The sequence below is a fragment of the Eubacterium sp. AB3007 genome (assembly GCF_000688015.1).
Classification (GTDB): Bacteria; Bacillota; Clostridia; order Peptostreptococcales; family Anaerovoracaceae; genus Aminicella.
In genome coordinates this window covers 1,066,725-1,086,984 of the sequence record NZ_JIAD01000001.1, presented here as the reverse complement: position 1 = coordinate 1,086,984, position 20,260 = coordinate 1,066,725, and the positions used below count along the sequence as shown (strand labels likewise).

The window sequence follows — 20,260 nt, the reverse complement described above, 5'->3', positions numbered from 1 at the left end:
CCCAATCATACCACAGGATTCTGAAATCAGCAATGTTACATGAATGAATTCTGTGTTAAAATAACGAGAGGAAGGAGTCAATATGAACTGGACAGAGAAACAGAGAGAAACCATCGAAACCAGAGGGAAGAACATTCTGGTGGCGGCCGCAGCCGGGTCTGGAAAGACAGCGGTATTGGTGGAACGTATACGGCGCATGGCCATGGAAGAGGGGATTCCGCTGGACAGCATGTTGATCGTCACCTTCACAAGAGCCGCTGCTGCTGAAATGAAGGAGAAGATCCGCCGCTCCCTGAAAGCAAAGCTGGAAGAGGATCCTTCCGCCAGAGAGCAGCTCGAACGGCTTTCCAGAGCACAGATCAGCACCTTCCACTCCTTCTCCCTGGACGTGGTAAGGCACTTCTTCTTCCTGACAGATCTGGAGCCAGACATCAGCATCTGTGATGACACCAAGAGCAAGCTGATGAAAGAAGAAGCATTGGATGAGCTCTTCCAGGAGGCTTTTGCACGGGATGATGAGGCGTTCTACACCCTGCTGGATTGGTATGGGAACGAAAAGAACGATGGACGTGTGCGGGAGATCATAAGCTCTCTGTACGATACGCTGATGGCACTGCCATCCCCTTTCGAAACACTGGATGAGAAGATACAGGAACTCACTGATTACAGAAGGTCCGAAGGATGGGCATACAGGAAACAGATCATCCGAGGCAAGTTGGAGCGAGCTGCAGAGGCCAGCGAGAAGGCCTGGGAGGTTCTGGTCGAGGCGGGGTTGGATCGCCTGGCTGAGAAGTATGAGGATGAGAGGAAAACCTACCGTTGCATGGCTACAATGGCTGAGGCGGAGGATTACAGCGGGCTTGCCCGGCTGGCCGCGGAGTTCCCGCGTATGTCACTTCGGGGCAAGAAGGATGAAGAGGAGACCTGGAAGGAGGTCAAGCCATATTACGATGCTCGCAGAGAAGTGGCGAAAAAACTTCGGGGAGAGGTGACGAAGGGATTTCTGGGTGACGAAGAAACAGAACTGGCGGAGATCGCTTCTCTGGTGCCAGTGGCAAAGACACTTTGCCGTGTCCTGAAGGACTTCCACCTCAGGTTTAAAACCAGGAAGATGGAACAGAAACTGGTGGACTTTAACGACATCGAGCACTACTGCCTGGAGATCCTGCAGGATCCTGATGCCCGCAGATACTATAGAGAGAAACTACGGTATATCTTTGTGGACGAATACCAGGATACCAGCGTGATGCAGGAGGCGATCATCGATGCCATCTCCGGCAAGGACAATGTGTTCATGGTTGGTGATGTCAAACAAAGCATCTACAAGTTCCGACTGGCGGAGCCAGAGATCTTCCGAGAGAGGTACGAGAGGTATGGAGAAGGCGCGGAGGATGCGGTGCGCATCGATCTGAACCGCAACTTTCGATCCAAGCCGGTGATCCTTGACTGGATCAATGACCGGTTCACGCCCCTGATGGAAGGGTATGACGAGGCGGCCCGGCTGTATCCGGGAATCGACTGCCCTGAGGAATTCGCCTTTCGACCTGAGATACGGCTTCTGGCAGAGGAGGAAGAGTCCGAGAATCTGGATGAAGAGCTGCAGGAGATGCAGAAGGACGAGAAGGAAGCACATCTGGTCTGCAATATCATCGAGGAGAACCTGGGAAAACCATTTTTCGACAGCAAGGCTCCAGGAGGAGGATGTGTCCGTCCCATGGCGTACCGTGATATGGCGGTTCTTATGCGCTCCGTAGCGAACACCGGCCCGGTGTTCCAGGATGTGATGAGGCAGAGGGGGATCCCCGTGTTCGTAGACGATAACAAGGGATACTACGACACCATCGAGATAGGTGTGATGATGAACCTCCTTTCGGTCATCGATAACCGTTACAGAGATGTGCCTCTTCTCTCCGTGCTTCGCTCCGAGATTTTCGGGTTCAGCACGGAGGAGCTGGCGGATATTCGGTTGCGGTGTCCGGAGGGGAGTTACGCCGAGGCGTTTCTGCAGGTAGCCGGCGGGCAGGGAGATGCACTGGCAGAGAAAGCGGGCCGAGTGGCAGGGCTGCTGGAGCGCTGGAGGGGGCTGGCCAACACCATGCCGCTGCCGGACTATGTCTGGATGCTGCTGCGGGAGTCCGGATACTACATTTTGACAGGTACAATGCCGCGGGGAGATCTCAGGCAGGCCAATCTGCGCAGGCTGGTGGATCTCACCGTGGAGTTTGGAAAGACCGGACAGGCCTCCCTGTATGGCTTTGTGAAATATATCGATAGCGTTCGAAAGGACAAGAAGATCGACATCGGACAGGTGCGGCTTCTGTCGGAGAATGACGATGTGGTCAGGATGATGACCATCCACAAGAGTAAGGGGCTGGAGTTCCCCCTGGTGATCGTAGCGGGAATCTGCAAGCGCCTGCAGTACACTGACTCCAAGCAGAAGGTCCGCTTCCACAAGGACGTGGGACTGGGAATGTTTCTGGAAGATCCAGAACACCGGATGGAAAAGAAAACCCTGGCATACCGCCTGGTGTTGGAGAAACTGAAGGAAGAGGAACGGGAGGAGCACAAGCGCGTCCTTTATGTAGCCATGACAAGGGCGCGGGATCGTCTCTACCTGACCGGCGTGCCTGAGAGAGGCGCCGACCTGCTGGATGACAAGGAGGCGGGAAACCTGAGTGACACCACTTATCTGGGGATGATGCCCTCGGTGGAGGATGTGGTCTTTGTGGAGGCATCGGAGCTGTTGGAGCAGGAAAAGCCTGTGCCGGAGCATGATCCCGATCCGTTCCCGGAAGAAGGCCCGCTGGAAGGGGAACTCCGCAGCCGCCTCGCCTATCGGTATCCCTACGAGGAAAGTGCCAGGATCCGCTCCAAGTACTCGGTCAGCGCCCTGAACGCGCAGGCACACAGACCTGCCGCTTCCATGGAAGAACCGGAAGAGGAACTGCCCGATGCACTTGGAGAGTTCCACGAGCCCCCGGAGGAGATCCCCGTGCCGCATTTCCTGGCACCGAAACAGAAACTGACCGGTGCGGAACGAGGTACGATTTACCATAAGATCATGGAGACCATCGATTTCCAAGAGGTGGCAGAAGGCGGCGGCGAAGCGCTGGCCGCTTCCCTGGAGCGCATGGAGAAGGAGGAGATCCTGTTGCCGAATGAACGGAAGGCGGTGGATCCGATGCAGGTGCTGCGATTTTTTGATAGTCCCCTGGGGAAGCGATGCGTTCGGGCTGCGGCACAAGGGATGCTATACAGGGAACAAAGCTTTGTGCTCTCCATGGAAAGATGCGGCGAGCAGACCGGGGTGCAGGGCGTCATCGATGCGTTCTTCCTGGAGGGAGAGCAGATCGTGCTTCTGGACTACAAGACCAACCGTGTGGATCCGGAGAAGCCGTTTGAAGATGAGGCTGCCAGGATTGCTGAGATGTATAGGGAGCAGCAAGCAATTTACGCAGAGGCACTGGAGAAGGCCACCGGCCTTGCGGTAGCGGAGAAATGGCTCTACCTGTCCGCAGCTGGGAAAGCGATCAGGTTGTAGGTGCTAACGAAATAGAAACAGGGGATAGTTTTCCGTTAACAGGCAACGTGATCTGTGGTAAGATATAGGGTGATGAACGAAAGGAGACCAGTCATGGGGAATATACAGAAGGAGCTCGACTGGATCGAGCGTGCGATCGATGATTTCGCGGAGACATCCATCCGAGGCGGAGAGTACTGGCGCGCCTCCTATACCGAGGAAGACCGGATGGGGATCGAGATGCTCACCTCCTGGATGGAGGAGGCTGGCATGGAAGTGTATATGGACGATATATGCAATCTGTTCGGCAGGATCGAGGGAGAATCCGACGCCATTATCATGACCGGGTCCAACCGGGACACGGTCAAGCACGCCGGCAAATATGGGGGTGCTCTGGGCATCCTGTGCTCACTGGAAGCCGTGCGGGCCCTCTACGAGGAGTTCGGCAAACCGAAGAAATCTGTGGAAGTCGTGGCCACAGTAGAGGAAGAAGCCAGTCGTTTCAACCGGGGATATAACCTTGGGAGCCGTGGAATAGTGGGAGAACTGGTGGAGGAAGACCTCCGCTCAACGGACATGAACGGGATCACCCTGCGGGAAGCCATCGCAGACATGAGCGATTCTGCGGACATAGAGGGGGTGCCTGAGGGGAGAACAGATATCGAGCATTTCGTGGAGTTGTCTGCGGAGATGGGCGGTGTCATGGAGAAATCCCTCAAGAAGGTGGGACTCGTCCAGTCCATCGCTGGCAATATGATCGGAGAGATCGTGATCACCGGTGAGCAGAACCACGCAGGCACTACGCCTATGAGCATGCGGAGAGATCCGGTGCCCGTTGCGGCAAAACTCATTGACGAGATCACCAGCTGGGCTGAGGACAGAAATGACAGGGTGGTATGCACCTTCGGAAACATCGAGGTCTACCCTGGGAAACAGAACATCATCGCAGAGAAGGTGCGTATGACCTTTGACATCCGGTCCACCAATGCCTCGCTGCTGAGCGAGGCCAGGTCTATCATGAAAGACCATGAGAACGCTATGGGAGACATTAACGTTGAGGTGACCGTAACAGGCACCGATGATCCGGCGGATATGGATCTGGATGGGGTGCTGGTGATGCGGGACATCGCTGCTGCGCATGACATGAAGTACATGCGGATCGACAGCGGCGCCGGGCATGATGCCCAGGTGTTCGCCGATGTAACAAAGAGCAATATGATCTTTGTCCCCAGCGAGAAGGGAATCGCCCATTCTCCGTTGGAGTATACGTCCAGAGAGGATCTGGAGCAGGGCTATGTCCTGCTGAAGGAGTATTTGAAGAAACTAGCTTGGTAGAGGAGAGGCAGACAGGGAGATGTGCATGGAGGGAACGACATCCCACAAGTTAATCGACACAGGTGGGAACGTGCTGTTGCAGCGCGTTCCCATCCAGACATCCACGTGGACGAACGCGCTGGTGGATATCCGAAGAGGGATGGGGCGCATCCAGGCCGGAACCAGAGACATCATGGCGGAACAGGTGCCCATCGATACCTGCACTCTTTTCAATCTGTTATGTGATCTGCGGCAGTGGATAGGGGCACTGCTTGAGGGGATTCGATGGGTCTGTAAAGCCTCGGTCCCTGTGGAGAACGGCCTTTCGGAGGACCGCCGGTGGTTTCTCATGGTGTTGCTTCCGTTGCTGTGTACGGTACTGGTCTGCGTAGATCGTGAGATGGTCCCCCCGCCGGAGCAGGTGCCGGTTCAGATAGAGGAAAAGGCATCCCCTGCACAGGAGGGGACTTCATTTCGCATGCTTCCCCAAAATGTGCTGGGAGCGGTAAAGGTGACCAGCACAGCGGTGTATGCGGCAGCGGACAGAGAGAGTCCGCAGAGGCTTACTCTGGCCTTTGGAAACAAGGTGGATCCCGTGGACGCTTCGGGAGAATGGGTCAGCGTGAAGGCTGGCGAGACGGAAGGCTTTGTGCCCCGGGCGGATCTGGTGCTGTTCCATAGGGATCGAAAACGCATCGCGCTCACTTTTGACGATGGTCCTGCTGTGCAAGGCACAAAGCACGTTTTGGACGTGTTCCAGAAGAATGGGGCACGGGGCACGTTCTTCGTGATTGGAAACCGAATCGATGGAAGTACAGCCCATCTACTGAAACGAGCGAGCGCCTTGGGATGTGAGATAGGCAACCACTCCTGGGATCATGCGTATCTCCCAGGCCTGAAAAAGAAAAAGATCCAAAAGCAGCTAGCGACCACAGATGGGAAGATCCGACAGCTGATCGGTCATAACGCGACGGTGATCCGGCCACCGTACGGGGCCGTCGATCACAGAGTGAAAGCCATCGCGGGGAGACCGCTGATCCTATGGTCCATCGACACGCTGGACTGGAAATATCGCAGGACGGACCGGTTGATAAAATACGTCAGGAAGCATAAGCGTGATGGAGCAGTGGTCCTGATGCACGATATCCATCCCAGTACTGTGCGGGCAGTGGATGCGATCGTCTGGGATCTTCAAAGATCCGGCTATGAGCTGGTCACGATCACTGAGCTTGCGGCGATCCGAGGCGAGAAGTTCGGACCGGGGACGGTATATATAGGCAAGTAATGTACCATAGGAGGTGCGTGATGAACAACGACAGCAGAGTCACAGAGAATCTGTTAAAGGACGGAAGCACACTGGTGTTTCTGAAGAAACGCTATCTCTCCAAGGAGACGAAGGAGCAGCTGGACTGGGTGCTCTCCTGCATGAAAGATTCCATTCTCATCGTGCCCACATTGCCGGGCAGTGGCAAACCGGATATGCTGGAACGCGACGATGGAGCCAGATTTCTGCCGGTGTTTTCCAATATGGGGGAGATCCCGGCGGACTATGCGGATGAGTTCATCCTGAAGGAGATGGATATCGAGGCGTGTCTGGAACTGATGCGAGAGACGGAAGGATGCCGTGGACTAGCACTGGACGGCTTGACGGAGCCGCTGGTGCTGGAGAGTAATCTGGCCGAGTCCATACGTACAAAGCCTTCGCGCAAGGAGGAAGGATCCGTGTAGCGGGTCCTGTGTCAGGAAGAAAGCTGTGGCGGTTTGCCGCGGCTTTTTTTTGTGTTTCGAATGGGCGAAAGAAAGATTACTGACAATATTGTAAACAGATGGCGGGCCTTGTCCAGATTTCCAGAGGGTCCGGGGGCGCAAGGCTCGCGCGGGTACCCGAAGAGATCAGCTTCTTTGATATCTATTCGGCGGTGATGGAACAGGAGATGCTGGACTTTGTACGCGACTATAACGTGGACGCCAAGCCGGAGAAGATATTCTCTCTGGAGCAGGTGCCTGACGCCCATCGTTATCTGGAAAGCAGCGATAGCTACGGAAAGGTGGTCTGTGTGGTGGCCTCCTGCGTATGATGATGGAGCCGTCACTATCATTTCACCCCATCCTCCACATTGTGCCTTGACAAATCGGAGTCGGGTGGTATACTTATACAAGACAAGTGAATAGATCTTCAGGGCAGGGTGAAATTCCCTACCGGCGGTACAGCCCGCGAGCCGAGAGGCATGATCCGGTGAGATTCCGGAGCCGACAGTATAGTCTGGATGGGAGAAGATAGAATAGTTGAGAAACATATTGCTCTGGGATTTTTTGTTCCAGAGTTTTTGTTTCATAACGAGCGCCAGAGGATCCCCCGCTTCTATGGCGGCGGGTTCCACTTCCGCCTTTAAGAGTGTTTTTTCATACGCCCCGGAGAATGGTCTTCGGGGCGAAAGTGTTTTTTGGAGGTTGAGGCTGTGTTGTCAAAAGACGAAACATATATGCAGCGTGCCATTGAGATCGCAGCTCGCGGGGAGGGGCGTGTGAGTCCCAATCCCCTGGTGGGGGCGGTGATCGTAAAGAATGGGAGAGTCATCGGAGAGGGAGCACACGAACGCTGTGGGGATCTGCATGCGGAACGAAACGCACTGAAGGATTGCCAGGCGAGGGGGGAGGATCCTTTCGGGGCAACCATCTACGTGACACTGGAACCCTGCTGTCATCAGGGGCGGCAGCCGCCCTGTACGAGCGCTATTCTGGAGGCGGGGATCGCTCGAGTGGTGGTGGGAGCAGGAGATCCCAACCCGCAGGTGGCGGGGAAGGGGATCCGGATATTGAGAGACGCGGGCATAAAAGTGGAGACCGGATGTATGGAACATGAGTGCCGGCGTCTTGCCCGGATCTTTCTGCACTACGTAGAGACCGGGCACCCACTGGTGGTGCTGAAGTACGCCATGACCATGGATGGGAAGATCGCTGCCTATACAGGAGAATCCAAATGGATCACCGGGAAGAAGGCACGGGCCCATGTACACAGGGTACGGAATCGCTGCAAGGCGATCATGGTCGGACTGGGCACGGTGCTTGCCGATGATCCAATGCTGAACGCAAGGTTTGAGAGCGCAGTGGATCCCATCCGGATCGTCTGCGATTCCCATCTGCGCACACCTCTTGATGCCAAGGTGGTGACCACGGCAAGAGAGATCCCAACGATCCTGGCCACCTGTGAGAAGGACTCTTCCCGTCAGGCACCATACCTGGAAACCGGGTGCGAAGTGCTTTGTGTGGCGGAGAAGGGGGGCCGTGTGGATCTGGCGGATCTTGTGATGAAGTTGGGCCGCCGAGGTGTCGACTCGGTGCTGATTGAAGGCGGTGGGACATTGGCCTGGGCAGCAGCGGAGGCGGGTATCGTCGATCTGGTGTATGCCTACATCGCACCAAAGATCCTGGGCGGCAAGACCGCAAAGACCCCAGTGGAAGGCCAGGGGTTTTCGACACCAGGGATGGGCTTGCAACTGGCGGACGTGCGAGTGACCAGGCTGGGAGAGGACATTTTGATAGAAAGCGAGGTGTTGAAACGTGTTCACGGGAATCGTTGAAGAGGTCGGTACTGTGCGACAGATTCGGCGGGGCAGAGTATCTGCAGTGTTAACTATCGAAGCGACCCGGATCCTGGAGGACATCCACATCGGAGACAGCATCTGCGTCAACGGGGTGTGTCTGACTGTCGTCACCTTTGATCAGAGTGGATTTTCAGCAGACGTGATGCATGAGACGCTGGATCGTTCCTCACTGGCATCGCTTGCGCCGGGTGCTCATGTGAATTTGGAAAGAGCGATGGCGGCAGATGGCCGGTTTGGCGGCCACATCGTCGCCGGACACATAGATGGGACGGCCAGGATACTTGCGGTCGAGAAAGATGACAATGCCATCCGGTACACCTTTTCGGCGGAGGAGGCGTTGCTGCGGTACATCGTGGATAAAGGATCCGTCGCCATCGATGGGATCAGTCTGACGGTGGTGTATGCCAAACCGGACCGTTTTCAGGTGTCCGTCATCCCCCACACGGCCAGTGTGACCGTCCTGGGTGAGAAACGTGCCGGGGATGTGGTGAATGTGGAGAACGATATCATCGGCAAATACGTGGAACGGCTCATGAATGGTGCTCCCGCTGCCGGAGCACAAAGCAATATTACCCGCGCATTCCTTACGGAGCACGGATATGGATAAGGAGGATAAGAATATGGGACAGTTCGGAACCATCGAACAAGCCTTGGAGGATCTGCGACAGGGAAAGATTATTCTGGTGACAGATGCCCAGGATCGGGAGAATGAGGGGGATTTCATCTGCGCAGCGGAGCACGCTACCACGCAGAACATCAACTTCATGGCGATTCACGGAAAGGGCCTCATCTGTATGCCTATGGCGGAGCATTATGTGCAGAAACTGCGGTTTCCCCAGATGGTCATGGAGAACACAGACAACCACGAGACTGCCTTTACAGTCTCCATCGATCACGTGTCTACCACTACCGGCATCTCTGCCGCAGAGCGGTCAATGACGGCGCTTGCCTGTGTGTCGGAGGATGCCAGGCCGGAGGACTTTCGCAGACCGGGGCATATGTTCCCGTTGCTTGCCAAACGCAACGGTGTGCTGGAACGGGAGGGACACACTGAAGCAACGGTGGATCTCTGTCGTCTTGCCGGGCTCAGGGAATGTGGTCTTTGCTGTGAGATCATGAGGGAGGACGGCACCATGATGCGCACCAGCGAATTGATGGAGTTGGCCGAAAAGTTTGACATCACCTTCATCACCATTGAGGACCTGAAGAACTATCGGAAGTGCCATGATCGTCTGGTGGAGTGTGAGGCCATCGCCAATATGCCCACACGTTACGGGCAGTTCAAGGCGTATGGGTATCGGAATCTGCTCAACGGGGAACACCATGTGGCGCTGGTCAAGGGAGAGATCGGCGAGGGAGAAGATATCCTCTGTCGTGTTCATTCAGAATGCCTCACCGGTGACACCTTCGGTTCCCTGCGCTGTGACTGTGGACAGCAACTTGCTTCTGCCATGACCCAGATCGAAAAGGAGGGCCGGGGGATCCTGCTCTACATGCGCCAGGAAGGCCGGGGAATAGGCCTTTTGAATAAGCTGAAGGCCTATGAACTGCAGGAACAGGGGATGGACACCCTGGAGGCAAATCTGGCGCTGGGGTTCGAAGCCGACCAACGTGAGTATTACATCGGCGCCCAGATTCTTCGCGACCTGGGCGTGAAGAGCATGCGTCTTCTGACCAACAACCCGGACAAAGTCTACCAGCTGGAAGAGTTCGGCATGGAGATTAACCGGCGAGTTGGGATCGAGATGGAAGCCAATGACTACGACCGTTTTTATCTGAAAACAAAGAAACTGAAGATGGGACATATTCTGGATTTTTAAAAAAGGAGGATGACAATGAAGACATATGAAGGTAAACTGGTAGCAGGGAATGAAAAGATCGGAATCGTAGTGGCGCGTTTCAACGAGTTCATTACATCGAAGTTGCTGGCGGGATGCCTGGATGGGCTCACCCGGCATGATGTGGCAGAAGAGGACATCGAGGTTGCTTGGGTACCTGGTGCTTTCGAGATACCGCTGGTGGCTTCCCGCATGGCAAAGAGTGGGAAATATGGAGCAGTGATCTGCCTGGGAGCGGTGATCCGCGGGGCTACCAGTCATTACGATTACGTATGCAATGAGGTCTCCAAGGGTATTGCCCAGGTCTCGTTGCAGAACGACATCCCGGTGATGTTCGGTATCGTTACGACAGAGAATATTGAGCAGGCCATCGAGCGCGCCGGTACCAAGGCGGGCAACAAGGGCTACGATTGTGCCATCGGTGCGCTTGAGATGATGGACCTGCTGAAGTGTGTCGAAGGGTGTGTCAAAGGGGACGGTTCTTTTTGACACACTCGGAAAGTGTGTCAAAAAGAACCGTCCCCTTTGACACACTCATTGACACACTTAGTGAGGAGGGAGCAAATGCAGGTATTGGGAGTGATTACGCTGATCGTCATGGTAGTATTGGGGGTACTGGTGGCGATCCTGTTGCTGCGCTTACAGAGCATGGATGCACGAATGGCGGAGCAGGCAATTGCCGCAGAAGTGCAGAAGAGCAATATTGAGGATATCGAGCGGCTCATCGGTGATATGCGCACAGGGGACATGGTCCAACAACAGTCTATCAACACGATGCATCGAACTCTGGAGCAAATGTCGCTCACTGAAAGAGAACAGTTGGAGCGGATGCTCCGAGATATTTCTGCGGTGAGCACCATGTCCAGAGATTTGGGGGATATCAGGAGGGTGCTCCTGAACGTGAAGACCAATGGGAATCTGGGGGAGGCGCAGCTGGAGAGCATTCTGGCGGATATACTGGCTCCACAGCAATACGAATCTCAGTTTCGACTAGTCCCGGAGGAACGAACCATGGTGGATTTTGCGGTCAGAATGCCTGGGGATGGAAACAATCCTATGTATCTGGTGATCGACTCCAAGAATCCTTCTATTTCCTTTGCCAAGCTGCAGGAAGCCTATGAAAGTGGTGACAGGGCTTTGTGCGAGGGGGCACGGAAGGCTTTTGTAGCTGAGCTTCGCAAGGAAGCGGCGGATATATGCAAGAAGTACGTGAAAGCACCGAATTCTCTGGACTATGGAGTGATGTTCCTGCCCTCAGAGGCGATGTATGCAGAAGCACTGCGGCTGGGTATGGTGGAGGTGCTCAGGAAGGAATCCAATGTAATGATCGCTGGACCCAGTTCCATGGCCGCGCTTCTCAGCAGTTTTCGTGTCGGATTCCAGATGCTGGCGATCAGGGATCGCTCCGAGGATATACGTCGTGTTCTGGAGGAGGTTCGCATAGAGGTGGATCGTTTCGATGAGGTGTTGGCAAGGGCAGAGAACCATTTGGAGATGAGCAGAAAAGACATCACCTCACTCCGGACCACCCGGACGAATGCGTTGAAGAAAAAACTGGAAATCGTGACCGATTCCGCAGAAAAGACATCGTAATTGACCTCAGATGGTGGTCTTTTTGCAAAAATACCGTGTTAGAAGGCAAGAGGCTGTTGCATTTGTGGGCTTTTTGGTGTATATTATTAGTCAGATAATCACGGAAAAGGAGAGAAATACTATGAACAAATCTGAATTAGTAGCAGCAGTCGCAAAGGAAGCCGGCCTGTCCAAGGCTGATGCAGAAAAGGCCGTCAAGGCAACATTCGGTGCTATCGAGGCATCCCTGGTGAAGGGAGACAAGGTTCAGCTGATTGGATTCGGGACCTTTGAGGTCAGAGAGAGAGCTGCAAGAGCCGGAAGAAATCCGCTGACAGGAGAAGAGATCGAGATCAAGGCTGCAAAGGCACCTGCATTCAAGGCAGGAAAGGCACTGAAGGACGCTGTAAACAAATAGACTTTAATTCAGACATAATGAGAGGCTGTTTCCATATGGAGACAGCCTTTTTTTCGTGCGTCGGGCGCATATACCGGAGGGGGCGGAAGTTTTTAATATCTGTATTAAAAATGAATTTATGGTTTGTTTTTCGAGTGTTTATGTGCTATACTTCTGGTATAAAATATGTGAGTTTTTAGACAAATATGTATTTATGATTACAGGAGGCACAATATGGGAAAGCAATGGATTAGCGCGCTCACTCACAGAGCGCTTGCTCTGGCCCTGTCTCTGGTGGTTGGAGTCACCTTTATGCCGATGTTGAATGGGCAGGTGTTTGCCGAGGAGGAGAATGAGCAGAAGGAAGGACAGCAGGTGGAGGTGACCGCGGAAGCATCGGAACCTGATGTGGATGAGACTTTGGGAGAAAAGGAGGACGCAGAGGCAACTGCAAAGGCCGTTCAGGAGAGCCCGGCCAGGGAAGAGGGGGCAGCGCAGAAGACCCCCGATCAGAAAGAAGTCAGTAAATCTGCCCCCACCGTCATTGCAGATGACAAACCAAAAGGGAAAAGTCTGGGAGAAGAACCGGATACTCTGAAGGGCAACACACAGGCAGTATCTTATACCGTTTCTGCACCCAATTCCCGTGGCTTTGTTACCGTGAAGGGGAGCCTGACCGGAATATACAGTGGCTGTACGTTTTATAGTGTGTATGTTGACAACTCGATGGTGAAAGGACCTGGAGAATTAGGTACTTCTACGATCGACATCTCGATCGATATGAAAAAATACCCGGTTGGCTTCCATACGATCACGGTGTATGTCCTGGGGACAGATGGAAAACTGTATCACGACAAAGAACAGAAAGCAGTGCCTACTTATATCTACAGCAGGCCTGCCAATGGATTCAATCAGTATGAGGTGTATTCCAATTACTTCTTTTTCAAGACAGGATCGGCATATGCTGATAACAAGTATCTCACCCAGTACATCGAGTATAGACAGGTGGGGACCAATAACTGGAAGCTTTACAGCATGGATAAAGGGAATAATACCTATCAATTCAAAGGGCTGAAGCCGAACACGAACTATCAGGCCAGAGTTTACTACGGAACCAGTTTCACCTACGGAGGAAAGGATTACTTCTGGAAGAGTCCTTACTCTCCCGTCCGCTCCTTCAAGACCGGTGTCGCTACCACACCGATCAAGTCATTCAAGCTGAAGGCGTATAAGGTGAAGAAGCACAAAGTCAAGAACACCCATTACTATGTCGGATATTTCCGCACGTATAAATACAAGACTAAGTACGTATACTACACATACAGGCTTAAGGCCATCGTCACATTCAAGAAAAAGCCTGGTGCATCCGGCGTCAACATCTGTGGAGTCTGGGTGAAGGGAAACAAGAAGAAATACACAGTCAAACTCGGCGGGACCTGGACCAGTTACGTCAAACCCAAGAAGCTCAAAAAAACAGTATCCGTGTACACCTACCAGAACAGGGCCTATGGCGGATACTCCCCCCTCTACAAGGCAACAAAGAAACAGAAATAAAGCAACCGTCAAAAAGGCCGCAAGAGCGATTTTGGCTGCGCGGTGGACCTGCAAGGTCCACCGCTTTTTTGTGCTGAGAGAGGCGCCACTATTTCCTTCCTGTGCGATGGAACCGCCGGTACATATATAGATTGAAATCCGTACCCTTTCTATGGTATACTTTCTATGTATGAGTTGCATCTTAAGGAGTGGAGAACGACAATGGAGATCAAGGAATATGCGAGGACCCTGGCGGCTTCGGACAGCGCCGTTCGCGAGGTCATCGAACAGAGAGAGACCCTGTGGTTGAACCCGCGTCTCCTGCCTTTCGAGGTGGTGGATGGCGTGACCCAACTGGTTGTTTCGGATGAGGATATCCAGGATGCGGAGGCCAGGCTGGCCCGATTTGCTCCCTACATCCGCAAGTGTTTTCCGGAAACCGAGGAGACAGAGGGGCTGATCGAGTCCCCGTTGGCGGAGATCCCTGCCATGCAGCAGGCTTTGTGTGGGGAAGAAGGATGCGAGATCCCAGGGCGCCTTTTTCTTAAGATGGACAGTCATCTCGCAATTGCTGGTTCAGTGAAGGCTCGCGGGGGTATCTATGAAGTACTGAAGCATGCGGAGGAGTTGGCGCTGGCGGCGGGCAAGCTCACTGTCACAGACAACTACGAGAAACTGGCGGCGCCAGAGATGAAAGAATTCTTTGGAAAGTACACCGTACAGGTGGGTTCCACCGGGAATCTGGGGCTTTCCATCGGTATCATGAGCGCTTTTCTGGGATTCAATGTGAAAGTACATATGTCGGCAGACGCCAAGCAGTGGAAGAAGGACATGCTCCGCAGCAAGGGGGTCAACGTGATCGAGTATGAGGATGACTACTCCCGTGCCGTAGCGGAGGGACGCAGGCAGTCTGATGCCGATCCCATGAGTTATTTTGTGGATGACGAGTATTCCGTGGATCTCTTCCTGGGGTATGCGGTGGCGGCTGGACGGCTGGCAGAGCAGTTTGAGGAGCAGGGGCTCACCGTAGATGAGGAGCATCCCTTGATCGTCTATGTGCCTGCTGGTGTGGGCGGTGCTCCCGGGGGAGTGTGTTACGGGCTGAAGAGGCGTTTTGGCGATAATGTGCATGTGTTCTTTACGGAGCCGGTGATGTGCCCGTCGCTTTTGGTGGGGTTTGCCTCACAAAGATATGAACAGGCGAATGTACACGATTTTGGCATCAGTGGGGAGACCCATGCGGATGGATTGGCCTGCGCTAGCCCCTCTGGGTTCGTGACACGGATCTGCAACAACCTTGTAGCGGGGGATTTCACCGTAGCGGACTATCGGCTGTATGACTACATGCGTATGCTGATGGAGACAGAAAGCATCAGGATCGAGCCATCCAGCTGCGCTTCCTTCGTCGGGCCGGTTAACCTAATGGGAAAAGGGGTTGCCTACCTGGAGAAGGAGGGAATCACCTCGGAGAAGTTGGCAAGGAGCACCCAGATCTGCTGGGCTACAGGCGGCAGGCTTGTACCAGAAGAGGTCTGGGAACAGTATCTGAATACACATCTGAAATAGGAGACAGGTATGATAGGAAAGAGAAAAAGCATCGCCGTGGGTGCGGTTTTGCTGGCATTCTGTACCATCGTAGCCATGAGCGCACAGTTTTTGCCGGATAAGGCAGAGGCGAACAGCGTGGTATCCAAGAACAGTCTGCGGATTACATGGTTCAACGTGGGACCGGGGGATTCCATTCTGATCCGGACGCCCCACAACAAGGTTGTTCTGGTGGATGGAGGTCTGCCGGGATATGGTCCGGGCATCGTCAAGAAGCTGAAGGGAATGGGCATCAGCCGGATCGATTACATGATCTCTACCCACCTCCACGATGATCATGTTGGTGGGCTGATCAATGTTGCCAAGGCGTTTCCGGTGGGGCAGTTCTGGTACTCCCAAGGACCCTCCTACAAGAAGAGCAAGCTGAGCAAGAAGCTTATGAAGACCATCAAAGCCAGAAAGATCAGGCGCGTCAAGGGCAAGCGTGGGAAAACCATCAAACTGGATGGAGTGACACTGAAGTTTGTTCAGGACAAGAAGAAATACAAGAGCGCCAAGACCAACGATCGGGGGAACATGGGGAGTCTGGCTATTTACATTACGTATGGCAAACGTACCGCCCTCCTGACCGGCGACAACATGAAGAAGTCACTGCCAAAGATGGAGCGTCACAACGTGGAATTGATGGATCATCCACACCACGGTGCCGGAGGAAAAAAGGCAACAACACCTCAGTTCTATAAATGGTTCGATCCGGAGTACGTGGTGGTGAGCGCGGATGGCCATACCTGGGGACACCCTGGGGTGGAGACATTCCGGAACCTGCGCGCCTATGATCCGAATATCCTGGTGTTCCGTACAGATAAACTGGGAGACATCACAGCTACAGCTACGGCCACGGGCTGGGTGTTCGATAAGACCGGCCAGAAACCGGCCAAGTACTGTTAGTTAACTTTGGCCTCAGAGAAAGGGCCTTTAATGAATTAAACGCGGAGGAACAACTATGAGAAAAGCAGTTAAGGGAAACGTAAGCTGGGTCGGCTATTTGGATTGGGAACTGAAGACCTTCCATGGTGACGAGCTGTCTACCTTCAATGGATCGAGCCAGAATGCGTATCTGATCGAGGAGGAGAAGACCATCCTGATGGACACCGTCTGGACCCCTCACAGAGAATGGTGGCTGAACAATCTGAAGTCTGAGATCGATCTTTCTAAGATCGATGCCATCGTCATGCAGCACGGTGAGCAGGATCACACAGGCTCCCTGCCGGCACTGATGGCGGAGATCCCGAATACACCGATCTACTGCACCGAGGAGGCTGTTAAGAGTCTGGAGGGACAGTACGGCAAGCATGGCTGGGATTTCCATCCCGTGCACACAGGAGATGAGCTTGACATCGGAAATGGCAAGAAACTTATCTTTGTGGAGATGAAGATGCTTCATTGGCCAGATTCCATGGCTACCTATATGACCGGGGATAACATCCTCTTCTCCATGGATGCATTTGGACAGCACTTTGCATGCGGCGAACTGTTCAACGACCTGGTGGCAGACCAGACGCTGCTGTACAGAGAGGCGGAGAAATACTTTGTGAACATCCTGAATCCCTTCGCTTCCTTTATCAAGCCGAAGATCGACGAGATCGTGGCATTGAACCTGCCCATCGATATGATCTGTCCATCCCATGGCGTCATCTGGAGAGATGACCCGATGCAGATTGTGGAGACCTATGTGAAGTGGGCAGAGAACAAGCCGGATAACCAGATCACCATCGCCTATGATACCATGTGGGATGGCACCAAGAAACTGGCCCATGCGATCGCTGATGAGATCAACAGACAGAGCCCATCCACCATCGTGAAGATGTTCAACACCGCTAAGGAGGACAAGAATGAAATCATGACAGAGGTGTTCCGCTCCAAGGCGATCGCTGTCGGATCGCCGACCTGCGTCAACGATGTGTTGGTGAGCATCGCTGGCTGGCTGTCCTTCCTGAAGTCCCTGAAATTCAAGGGCAAGAAGGCCGCAGCCTTCGGTTGCTACGGCTGGAGCGGCGAATCGGTAGGCATCATCCAGGACGAGCTCAAGAAAGCCGGTTTCGCTGTGGTGAATGAGAAACTGAAGTGCAACTGGAACCCGGATGAGGATGATTTTGCCAAGGTGCCGGCATTGGTAGAGGCGCTGCTGGCCGAGGGCGCAGAGAAGGAGGAAGAAATGGTCGAGGTTACAGGAAACGCAGCAGGCAGCCGCATGTTCGTATGTTCTGTCTGTGGATGGACCTATAACGAGGCAGAGGGTGCACCCGACATGGGAATCGCTCCGGGAACCAAGTGGGAGGATATCGCCGATGACTTCCGTTGCCCCATCTGCAAGGTGCCAAAGAGCAAGTTTGAGCAGCAGGGCGGTGCAGAGGCTGAGGATGAGGTGGAAGAGGTCACCGGAAATGCTCCGGGCAGCCGCGTGTTCACCTGCTCCGTCTGTGGATGGTCCTACAGTGAGGCAGAGGGTGCTCCCGACATGGGCATCAAGGCCGGCACGCTCTGGGAAGATGTGGCTGATGACTTCCGTTGCCCCGTCTGCAAGGTGCCAAAGAGCAAGTTCGAAGAAGCCTGAACAAAAAACATTTGATTTTTGGTCGCGCTATGTGATACAATACTCTCCGGTTGAGTAGTAAATCAAGATTTGCGTAAGTCCGAACTACGGGCTTACGCTTTTTTTTTGGAGGTAGGTATGAACGGTTTTTTCAGGAAACACAGACGAAGCAAGCTTATGGTGGCCATCCTGTCGCTGTCTCTTCTGACGGTGATGGCGGGAGCGGCGGTGGCCCCAGCCCTGGATCTGATCGCCGCCCATTTTCGGGGGACAGACCCGGTGCTGGTACAGATGATCATCAGCATTCCGGCGCTCTTTATCTTCCTGACAAACATGTTTTTCCAGAAACTGTGCCGGAGGTTCCGGGCAAAGACGCTGGTGCTGGCAGGTCTGCTTCTGTACGTGGTATTCGGGAGCATTGCCGGGATCTTCAGCAACATCTGGCTGATCCTGCTTTGCCGTGCCCTGGTGGGCGTCGGGGTGGGGATCCTGATGCCCATGTCCACCGGTCTCATCGCCTTCTATTTCACGAAGGATAAGCAGGATGTCCTCATGGGTTACGCCTCGGCCATGAACATGATGGGAGGCGTGGTGGCCATGCTCATCGTCGGCGGGCTGTTGACCATCAGTTGGCGGGCCAGTTTCCTTGTCTACCTGCTGGGGCTTGGGAGCATGCTTTTGGTATGGAAGTGGATGCCAAACGAATACATAGGTGACCGTAGCAGGGGAGGCATGGCATGCAATGGGGATCCGGCAGAGACATCCCGTCCAAGCGCCTTTCGCGAATACTACCCATTCATCGTGGGGATGTTCCTTCTAATGACCGTGTTCTTCGTGTACCCGGCCGATTTTGCTCTGGAGACTGCAGAAGACGGGATCATCCACAGACATTTCATTGCCTTCATTATGGCTGCCATGGACATCCTTGGGTTTTTCGGTGGGATGATGTATGTCCACGTGCGAAAGATCGTTCGAGGAGGAACAAAGCTGGTCGCGCCGATCCTCTTTCTGGTGGGGTATGCGTTTCTGGAGTTTTTCCCAGGCTGGTGCGGAACCGTGGGCGGATCCATGCTGGTAGGCTTTGCCAATGGAGTAGGCGTACCCTTTATCATGACCACCGCTTCGACGTTGGCCGGGAAAGACGCGCCCACCAGGGTGATGCCTCGTCTTTCCATGGCTTTGTATCTGGCGCAGTTTCTGGCGCCCTTCCTGATCGCCGTCTGCAAGGGGTGTGCGGAAGTAGCCGGAGTGGATTTGTCCTCCTATGGGGTGGCCATGGGGATCGCGATCTTGCTGGCGCTTTGGTCTGCGATGACGATCAAGAATTGACAAATAAACTCATATAGTGTAATATTACACTATATGGGAGGCGAGATATGGAAAGGGAAGAATTAATTAACAGAGTGAATGGACTTCTGAAATTGATCCGGACGGAGTATGGGCTGACCCAGGACAAGATGGCCCTGATCCTGGGGATCTCCAAGAAGACTCTGGTGGAGAGCGAGAAGGGACGCCGCAGACTGGGCTGGACGGAGGTGGTTGCATTGACCACGATCTTTTCCAAGAGTCAGGTCCTCCAGAATGCCTTCGGTGGAGAGGTCTCGGATATCATTGCTGCAGTGGCTTTTCAGGATGTGGATGTGCATTTCCCGGACACCATGGGTGGCAAGATCTGGTGGAGAGATATCCGAGAGGAACAGGGATACCGGATTCAGCAGAACATCATATCTCTGCATTACCGGTTGCTGAACGAGCAAGACCAGCGAATTCTGTCTTCCTTTGACCGTGACGTGGTGGAGGAGCACCTTGCGATGCTTTGTGCAGGGAGGGAGGTATGAGGAAAGACATCACTATCTTCAATGTGATCATGCCATTATGGATGCTGATCTTTCTACCTAGTCCATTGTGGCTCTTTCTGATTCCGGCCAATTATCTGGTGGACTATCTGGTGTTGCGTTACAGCCTCAGGAAAGTGGAAGGACACCGTAGATTTTGTCGGCGTTACACGCTGCCCATTTGCTTTATGGGGTTTCTCTGTGATTTTATCGGGACTTTTCCGCTGTTCGTGATCACAGAGCCAGATAGTGATCGTCTGCAGAAGATCCAAGAGGCAGTCATGTTGAATCCATTTAGTCACCCGTTGGGTTTTCTTGTCGTGGCCAGCGGGATCTTGCTGGCAGGTATCATAATCTTTCAGTTTGACCGTCGCATCCTTGAGACGGCGGGACTGGCCTCGGAACATGCCCGGCGGGCCGCCCGCAATCTGGCTGTTTTGACGGCGCCCTATCTATTTCTGCTTCCGTTGGAATGGTTCTCATAGTGATCGCGCAGGCAAGTTGACAG

General features: G+C 53.8%; 18 protein-coding genes and 1 riboswitch. All 18 genes read left to right on the top strand.

The annotated features are described in order from the left end of the window. The first annotated feature begins 82 nt into the window (after positions 1 to 82). On the top strand, positions 83 to 3,541 hold the full coding sequence (gene addA, locus P156_RS0105425; RefSeq protein ID WP_027869261.1) for a helicase-exonuclease AddAB subunit AddA: 3,459 nt from the start codon (positions 83 to 85) through the stop codon (positions 3,539 to 3,541). A 93-nt stretch (positions 3,542 to 3,634) separates the two neighbouring features. Beyond that, positions 3,635 to 4,855 (top strand): hydantoinase/carbamoylase family amidase, encoded by a 1,221-nt coding sequence (locus tag P156_RS0105420; RefSeq protein ID WP_027869260.1) that lies wholly within the window; start codon positions 3,635 to 3,637, stop codon positions 4,853 to 4,855. A 25-nt stretch (positions 4,856 to 4,880) separates the two neighbouring features. Next, positions 4,881 to 6,119 carry a polysaccharide deacetylase family protein gene (locus P156_RS12750; RefSeq protein ID WP_185752145.1) on the top strand — a complete coding sequence of 413 codons (1,239 nt, stop codon included), beginning with the start codon at positions 4,881 to 4,883 and terminating at the stop codon, positions 6,117 to 6,119. A 20-nt stretch (positions 6,120 to 6,139) separates the two neighbouring features. Beyond that, positions 6,140 to 6,562: an SseB family protein gene (locus P156_RS0105410; RefSeq protein WP_027869259.1), complete on the top strand. Its 423-nt coding sequence runs from the start codon at positions 6,140 to 6,142 to the stop codon at positions 6,560 to 6,562. A 98-nt stretch (positions 6,563 to 6,660) separates the two neighbouring features. After that, entirely contained in the window at positions 6,661 to 6,912 is a 252-nt protein-coding gene (locus tag P156_RS0105405) for a zinc-binding dehydrogenase (protein ID WP_027869258.1), read from the top strand. Between the two features lie 90 nt (positions 6,913 to 7,002). Continuing rightward, positions 7,003 to 7,117: riboswitch (FMN riboswitch) on the top strand. Positions 7,118 to 7,317: 200 nt separating this feature from the next. Then, complete coding sequence (ribD, locus tag P156_RS0105400; protein ID WP_027869257.1) at positions 7,318 to 8,415, top strand: bifunctional diaminohydroxyphosphoribosylaminopyrimidine deaminase/5-amino-6-(5-phosphoribosylamino)uracil reductase RibD; 1,098 nt, start codon at positions 7,318 to 7,320, stop codon at positions 8,413 to 8,415. Next, positions 8,396 to 9,046 (top strand): riboflavin synthase, encoded by a 651-nt coding sequence (locus P156_RS0105395; protein ID WP_027869256.1) that lies wholly within the window; start codon positions 8,396 to 8,398, stop codon positions 9,044 to 9,046. The genes ribD and P156_RS0105395 overlap by 20 nt, the downstream gene beginning before the upstream one ends. A 13-nt stretch (positions 9,047 to 9,059) precedes the next feature. Continuing rightward, on the top strand, positions 9,060 to 10,259 hold the full coding sequence (locus P156_RS0105390; RefSeq protein WP_027869255.1) for a bifunctional 3,4-dihydroxy-2-butanone-4-phosphate synthase/GTP cyclohydrolase II: 1,200 nt from the start codon (positions 9,060 to 9,062) through the stop codon (positions 10,257 to 10,259). Positions 10,260 to 10,274: 15 nt separating this feature from the next. Further along, on the top strand, positions 10,275 to 10,766 hold the full coding sequence (gene ribE, locus P156_RS0105385; protein WP_027869254.1) for a 6,7-dimethyl-8-ribityllumazine synthase: 492 nt from the start codon (positions 10,275 to 10,277) through the stop codon (positions 10,764 to 10,766). A 75-nt stretch (positions 10,767 to 10,841) separates the two neighbouring features. Next, positions 10,842 to 11,870 carry a DNA recombination protein RmuC gene (locus P156_RS11675; RefSeq protein ID WP_051600680.1) on the top strand — a complete coding sequence of 343 codons (1,029 nt, stop codon included), beginning with the start codon at positions 10,842 to 10,844 and terminating at the stop codon, positions 11,868 to 11,870. 121 nt (positions 11,871 to 11,991) lie between these two features. Next, complete coding sequence (locus P156_RS0105375; RefSeq protein WP_027869253.1) at positions 11,992 to 12,267, top strand: HU family DNA-binding protein; 276 nt, start codon at positions 11,992 to 11,994, stop codon at positions 12,265 to 12,267. Positions 12,268 to 12,480: 213 nt separating this feature from the next. Continuing rightward, a complete protein-coding gene (locus tag P156_RS0105370) occupies positions 12,481 to 13,800 on the top strand; it encodes a fibronectin type III domain-containing protein (protein ID WP_027869252.1) in 1,320 nt (439 codons plus the stop codon). A 201-nt stretch (positions 13,801 to 14,001) separates the two neighbouring features. Then, the gene (dsdA, locus tag P156_RS0105365; RefSeq protein ID WP_027869251.1) at positions 14,002 to 15,345 is read left to right on the top strand and encodes a D-serine ammonia-lyase; all 1,344 of its coding nucleotides are present in this window, start codon (positions 14,002 to 14,004) and stop codon (positions 15,343 to 15,345) included. Positions 15,346 to 15,354: 9 nt separating this feature from the next. Further along, positions 15,355 to 16,272 (top strand): ComEC/Rec2 family competence protein, encoded by a 918-nt coding sequence (locus tag P156_RS0105360; RefSeq protein WP_027869250.1) that lies wholly within the window; start codon positions 15,355 to 15,357, stop codon positions 16,270 to 16,272. Between the two features lie 55 nt (positions 16,273 to 16,327). Then, complete coding sequence (locus P156_RS11670; RefSeq protein ID WP_081818457.1) at positions 16,328 to 17,938, top strand: rubredoxin; 1,611 nt, start codon at positions 16,328 to 16,330, stop codon at positions 17,936 to 17,938. 117 nt (positions 17,939 to 18,055) lie between these two features. Further along, complete coding sequence (locus P156_RS12745) at positions 18,056 to 19,246, top strand: MFS transporter (RefSeq protein WP_051600678.1); 1,191 nt, start codon at positions 18,056 to 18,058, stop codon at positions 19,244 to 19,246. Positions 19,247 to 19,293: 47 nt separating this feature from the next. Further along, on the top strand, positions 19,294 to 19,755 hold the full coding sequence (locus tag P156_RS0105345; RefSeq protein ID WP_027869249.1) for a DNA-binding transcriptional regulator: 462 nt from the start codon (positions 19,294 to 19,296) through the stop codon (positions 19,753 to 19,755). Further along, entirely contained in the window at positions 19,752 to 20,237 is a 486-nt protein-coding gene (locus P156_RS0105340) for a hypothetical protein (protein WP_027869248.1), read from the top strand. Before P156_RS0105345 ends, P156_RS0105340 begins: the two co-directional genes overlap by 4 nt. Positions 20,238 to 20,260 lie beyond the last annotated feature (23 nt).